This window comes from Mesorhizobium sp. M4A.F.Ca.ET.090.04.2.1 (assembly GCF_003999085.1).
Classification (GTDB): domain Bacteria; phylum Pseudomonadota; class Alphaproteobacteria; order Rhizobiales; family Rhizobiaceae; genus Mesorhizobium.
Genome location: NZ_RZOT01000492.1, coordinates 1 through 4,758, shown reverse-complemented (window position 1 = coordinate 4,758; position 4,758 = coordinate 1). Strand labels below are relative to the sequence as shown.

The 4,758-nt window shown below is 65.5% G+C and carries 6 protein-coding genes; 4 read left to right on the top strand and 2 right to left on the bottom strand.

All coding sequences use genetic code 11. The annotated features are described in order from the left end of the window. On the top strand, window positions 1-813 hold an 813-nt coding region (locus EN781_RS26405; RefSeq protein ID WP_145965633.1), incomplete at its 5' end, for a Gfo/Idh/MocA family oxidoreductase. Between the two features lie 39 nt (window positions 814-852). Beyond that, window positions 853-2,508, top strand: coding sequence for an FAD-binding dehydrogenase (locus tag EN781_RS26400; protein ID WP_126057148.1), 1,656 nt, complete (start codon window positions 853-855; stop codon window positions 2,506-2,508). A 52-nt stretch (window positions 2,509-2,560) separates the two neighbouring features. On the opposite strand, the gene EN781_RS26395 is transcribed toward EN781_RS26400, so the two are convergent. Further along, window positions 2,561-3,430 carry an alpha/beta hydrolase gene (locus EN781_RS26395; RefSeq protein WP_126057149.1) on the bottom strand — a complete coding sequence of 290 codons (870 nt, stop codon included), beginning with the start codon at window positions 3,428-3,430 and terminating at the stop codon, window positions 2,561-2,563. Between the two features lie 44 nt (window positions 3,431-3,474). Continuing rightward, window positions 3,475-3,840 carry a VOC family protein gene (locus EN781_RS26390; protein WP_126057150.1) on the bottom strand — a complete coding sequence of 122 codons (366 nt, stop codon included), beginning with the start codon at window positions 3,838-3,840 and terminating at the stop codon, window positions 3,475-3,477. 144 nt (window positions 3,841-3,984) lie between these two features. Between EN781_RS26390 and EN781_RS26385 the strand changes: the two genes are divergently transcribed. Both EN781_RS26385 and EN781_RS26380 read left to right on the top strand, forming a co-directional pair. Then, on the top strand, window positions 3,985-4,305 hold the full coding sequence (locus EN781_RS26385; protein ID WP_245455288.1) for a hypothetical protein: 321 nt from the start codon (window positions 3,985-3,987) through the stop codon (window positions 4,303-4,305). Window positions 4,306-4,361: 56 nt separating this feature from the next. After that, on the top strand, window positions 4,362-4,758 hold a 397-nt coding region (locus EN781_RS26380; RefSeq protein WP_245492659.1), incomplete at its 3' end, for an RNA polymerase sigma factor.

Here is a 4,758-nt window from a genome sequence, read left to right as displayed (position 1 = left end):
CTGCTCGCGTCGAAGGACATCGACGGCGTCTACATCCCGCTGCCGACCTCGCAGCATGTCGCATGGACGGCGAAGGCGATCGTAGCGGGAAAACATGTGCTGGTCGAGAAGCCGCTGGCGCTCGACGCCAAGGACATCGCGCCGCTGATCCAACTGCGCGATGAGAAGAAAGTGCTGGTGTGCGAGGCCTTCATGGTCATCTACCACCCGCAATGGATCAAGGTGCGCGACCTCATCGCCAGCGGCGCCATCGGCCGGCTGCGCCATGTGCAGGGCGCGTTCTCCTATTACAATGTCGACCCCAAGAACATGCGCAACCAGCTCGACCTCGGCGGCGGCGCGCTGCCCGACATCGGCGTCTACCCGACGGTGTCGACACGCTTTTCGACCGGCAAGGAGCCGCAGCGCGTGCAGGCGACGATCGAGCGCGACAAGACCTTCGGCACCGACATCTATTCCTCGATCCGCGCCGATTTCGGCGACTTCGAACTGTCCTTCTACCTGTCGACGCAGATGGCGGCGCGGCAGGTGATGGTGTTCCACGGCGAGAAGGGTTTCATCGAGGTGTTCTCGCCGTTCAATGCCGGGCTCTACGACCACCATCGGGTCGAGTTGCACAACCAGAACCACACCGAGGCGCAGGTGTTCCGCTTCCCCGGCACGCAGCAGTACCGGCTGGAGGTCGAGACCTTCGCCAGGGCGGCGCAGGGCGGCAAGGAGCGCGTCTTCACGCTGGAGGAATCGGTGCTCAACCAGAAGGTCATCGATGCCATCTTCCGCGCCGGCGGCAAGGACGGCTGGGAAGCCGTCTGACCTCTGCATTAAGAAAGCCGGCTAATCCTGGGAGGAGAAATGGCTGACGCGGACGTGATCATTGTCGGCGCGGGGCTGGCCGGCCTCGTCGCCGCGGCCGAGCTGGCCGAGGCCGGCAAGAAGATCATCATCGTCGACCAGGAACCGGAGCAGTCGCTGGGCGGCCAGGCCTTCTGGTCGTTCGGCGGTTTGTTTCTGGTCGATTCGCCGGAGCAGCGGCGCATGCGCATCCGCGATTCGCACGATCTCGCGCTGGAAGACTGGATGGGCACCGCGGCTTTCGACCGCGCGGAAGATTTCTGGCCGCGCAAATGGGCCGAGGCCTATGTCGGCTTTGCCGCCGGCGAAAAGCGTTCCTGGCTGATCGAACGCGGGCTGAAATTCTTTCCCGTCGTCGGCTGGGCGGAACGCGGCGGCGGCAATGCCATCGGCCACGGCAATTCGGTGCCGCGCTTCCACGTCACCTGGGGCACCGGCCCCGGCGTACTCGAACCTTTTGTCCTGCGTGTGCGGGAAGCGGAGAAACGCGGGCTGGTCCAGTTCAAATTCCGCCATCGTGTCAATGAGCTGACGCGAACGGGCACGACCGTCGATGGCGTGCGCGGCGACATCCTCGAGCCAAGCAGCGTCGAGCGCGGCCGCAAGAGCGCGCGCGACATCGCCGGCGATTTCGAACTGCACGCGCAAGCGGTGATCGTCGCCTCCGGAGGCATCGGCGCCAATCACGAGCTGGTGCGCAAGAACTGGCCGCATCGGCTGGGTACCGCGCCCAAGCGGATGATCACCGGCGTGCCCGACCATGTCGATGGCCGCATGCTGGCGATCACGGAGGCGGCCGGCGGCTCGATCATCAACCGCGACCGCATGTGGCACTATGTCGAGGGCATCAGGAACTGGGCGCCGATCTGGACCGACCACGCGATCCGCATCCTGCCCGGCCCGTCGTCGCTGTGGCTCGACGCGCGCGGCAAGCGCCTGCCGGTGCCGCTCTATCCGGGCTTCGACACGCTGGGCACGCTCAGCCACATTATGCGCACCGGCTTCGACTATTCCTGGTTCATCCTGACGAAGAAAATCATCCAGAAGGAGTTCGCGCTGTCCGGCTCCGAGCAGAACCCGGACCTGACGGGCAAGAGCTGGCGCCAGGTGCTGGGCCGCGCGACGTCAGGCATTCCCGGCCCGGTCAAAGCCTTCATGGAGAAGGGCGAGGATTTCATCGTCGAGGCCGACCTTTCGACGCTGGTCAAGCGCATGAATGCGCTGGCTGGCGGCGAGCCGCTGCTCGATGTCGCCGAGGTCGAGCGCGAAATCCGCGCCCGCGACCGGCAGCTCGACAATCCGTTCTCGAAAGACATGCAAATCACGGCACTGCGCGGCGCCCGCGCCTATATCGGCGACAAGCTGATCCGCACCACCAAGCCGCACAAGATGCTCGATCCGGCGAACGGCCCGCTGATCGCGGTGCGGCTCAACATCCTCACCCGCAAGACGCTGGGCGGCCTGCAGACCGATCTGGACAGCCGCGTGCTCGATGCCGGGGGCCAGCCGGTCCCCGGCCTCTATGCGGTCGGCGAAGCCGCCGGCTTCGGCGGCGGCGGCGTGCATGGCTATGCCGCGCTGGAAGGCACATTTCTCGGCGGCTGCATCTTCTCCGGCCGCAGCGCCGGGCGGGCGGCGGCCAAGGCGGTCGCCTGAGGGAAGACCGGCCCCCGCAGGCGCGGACGCCGTACCAGGGTCAACCTGCGGACTAGGCTCCTACGCCGCCGAGCGCCAGATGCAAGGTCTCAGCGAAGCGATCGGGATAGTGCCCAAAACCCATATGGTCGCCGGGAAAGGCGGCGCGCTTGACACCGAGCCTGTCGGCCAGCGCCTTGCCCATGCCGTCGATCGGCTGGCCGACGGACTCTTCGCCGATACCGACTACGACAGCGGCGCCACGCAGCGCCTCGACGTCGGGACGGTACAGCGAGAGCGGCATGACGCCATGCGCCAGCCAGTATTCGAAATTGCTGCTGACGCGCGCAAAAGTCTCGGCCTCTTCGGGTGTCGGTTCAAACGGCGGCGGCGCATCCTGGGTCTCAGCATCGTTCGGCCCTGCTTCACCTTGATCCGGCCCTTCGGACAGGCCGTTCTCGCTGAAGAATTTCCGCATCGCCGCCCCGACGCCTTGGCTGCGATAGGTATCGTGCAGGTCGCGCATGCCGGCCAACGCATGCGACGGGTCGTCAAGCAACATCATGCTGGGCGGTTCGTGCGCCACCAGCGCCCGCACTTGGCCAGGATGGCGGGCGGCGAGATTGAGCCCGATCTGGGCGCCGCCGCTGGTACCGAACACATAGGCAGGCCCGGCGCCGAGCGCCTCGATCAGCCGCGCGGCATCGTCGCCATGGACATCGAGGTTCTGTTCCTCAGGCTGCTCGTCGAAGGTGCTGCGCGAATTGCCGCGCGGGTCGTAGGCGACCACCGTGTATCGGTCGGCGAGACGGCCAGCCAACCCGGCGAAAACACCGGCGTCCTGCGGTCCGCCGGGGATGATCAGCAGCACGGGGCCGGAGCCGGGCGTCTCGTAATACAGGCTGGCGCCCGGCACTTTCAGCGTCGACGATTGGAGGGTCATTCCATCTCTCCCGTTGCTTCTCAAGATTCGGTCTGGCGCGCCGGTCATTTGCCGGCGACAACCATGCGGTTGCCCTCGCTGTCGCGGAACTCGGCAACGGTGCGGCCAGGCTGCCACGGAGCTTCCTGAGGCTCGGTGATGATTTCGACGTCGCGCGCCCTCAACGCGGCGATTGTCGTTTCGACATCGCCATCGACCAGAACCAGCACTGGTTCGACCCCCGGCGCCTCATCGGCGCGTCTGATAAAATGCAGGTTGGTGACGGCGTCGGGAAATGCCAGCTCGATCCAGCGCCAGCCGCCGTCGCCCATCGGTTGGTCGGCTGCCACCTGGCAGGCGAAATGGTCGGTGTAGAACGCCTTGGCGCGGTCCTGATCGAATACCGGAAGTTCGGCAAACTGGATATGCATGATGTCTCTCCTCATCGCGGAGGCCGCCGCGCGGCCTCGACGGATGAAGGACGACGCAGATGCGCAAAAAGATTCGGAAACCCTGAGAATCTTTTCGATGCTGCGGAACGTCTTCTGTGTGCAAACCCAGAAAAGGAGATGACAATGGGCTACAGTCTCATCCGCTACGGCGTGAAGGATGAAAGCATCGCCGAAAACCGTATGCTGGTTGCAAAGGTGTTCGAGGCGCTCGACGAAACGAAGCCGCTATCCGTGCGCTACCTCGTTCTGGAGCTGGAGAATGGCGAGTTCGTGCATCTTGTCGGGTATGACAAGGACAGCGCCGCCCTGACCGGGCTCGACTCCTTCAAGACTTTCGGCGCCGACCACGCCGAGCGGCGGTCCGGCCCTCTCGCCAGATCGGCGGCAAAAATCGTCGGCAACTATCGTATGCTGGACAATGCCGTTGAGGCCATGCCGGCCTGACCTCAGTGCCGGCGCGGCCTTGGCGCCGTGCCGCAGCCTGCTCGGGAATGAACGCAATGATGTCATCGAAATTCGACCGGGCGGCGCTGGACGCGATGCTGCCCGGCCTGCGTCCGAAGCTGCACCGCTACGCAGCCCGCATGGCCGGCTCCGTCATCGACGGCGAGGACATCGTGCAGGAGACGGTGCTGAAGGCGCTGCAGGCGATCGACGGCAACGCCGCAGTCGACCGTCCGGAGCAATGGCTGTTTCGCATCGCCCACAATGCGGCGCAGGACCATCTGCGCCGCCGCCAGCGGGAGCGTTCCCGCTTAAGCGAGGCCGATATGACCGGAGTGGAAGACCTCTCCGCCAGCGCGGAGGCGAGGCTTGCGGCTGCCACCAGCCTGCGCACTTTCATGCAGCTCACTCTGCCGCAGCGCAGCGCCGTTATCCTGGTCGACGTGCTCGGCC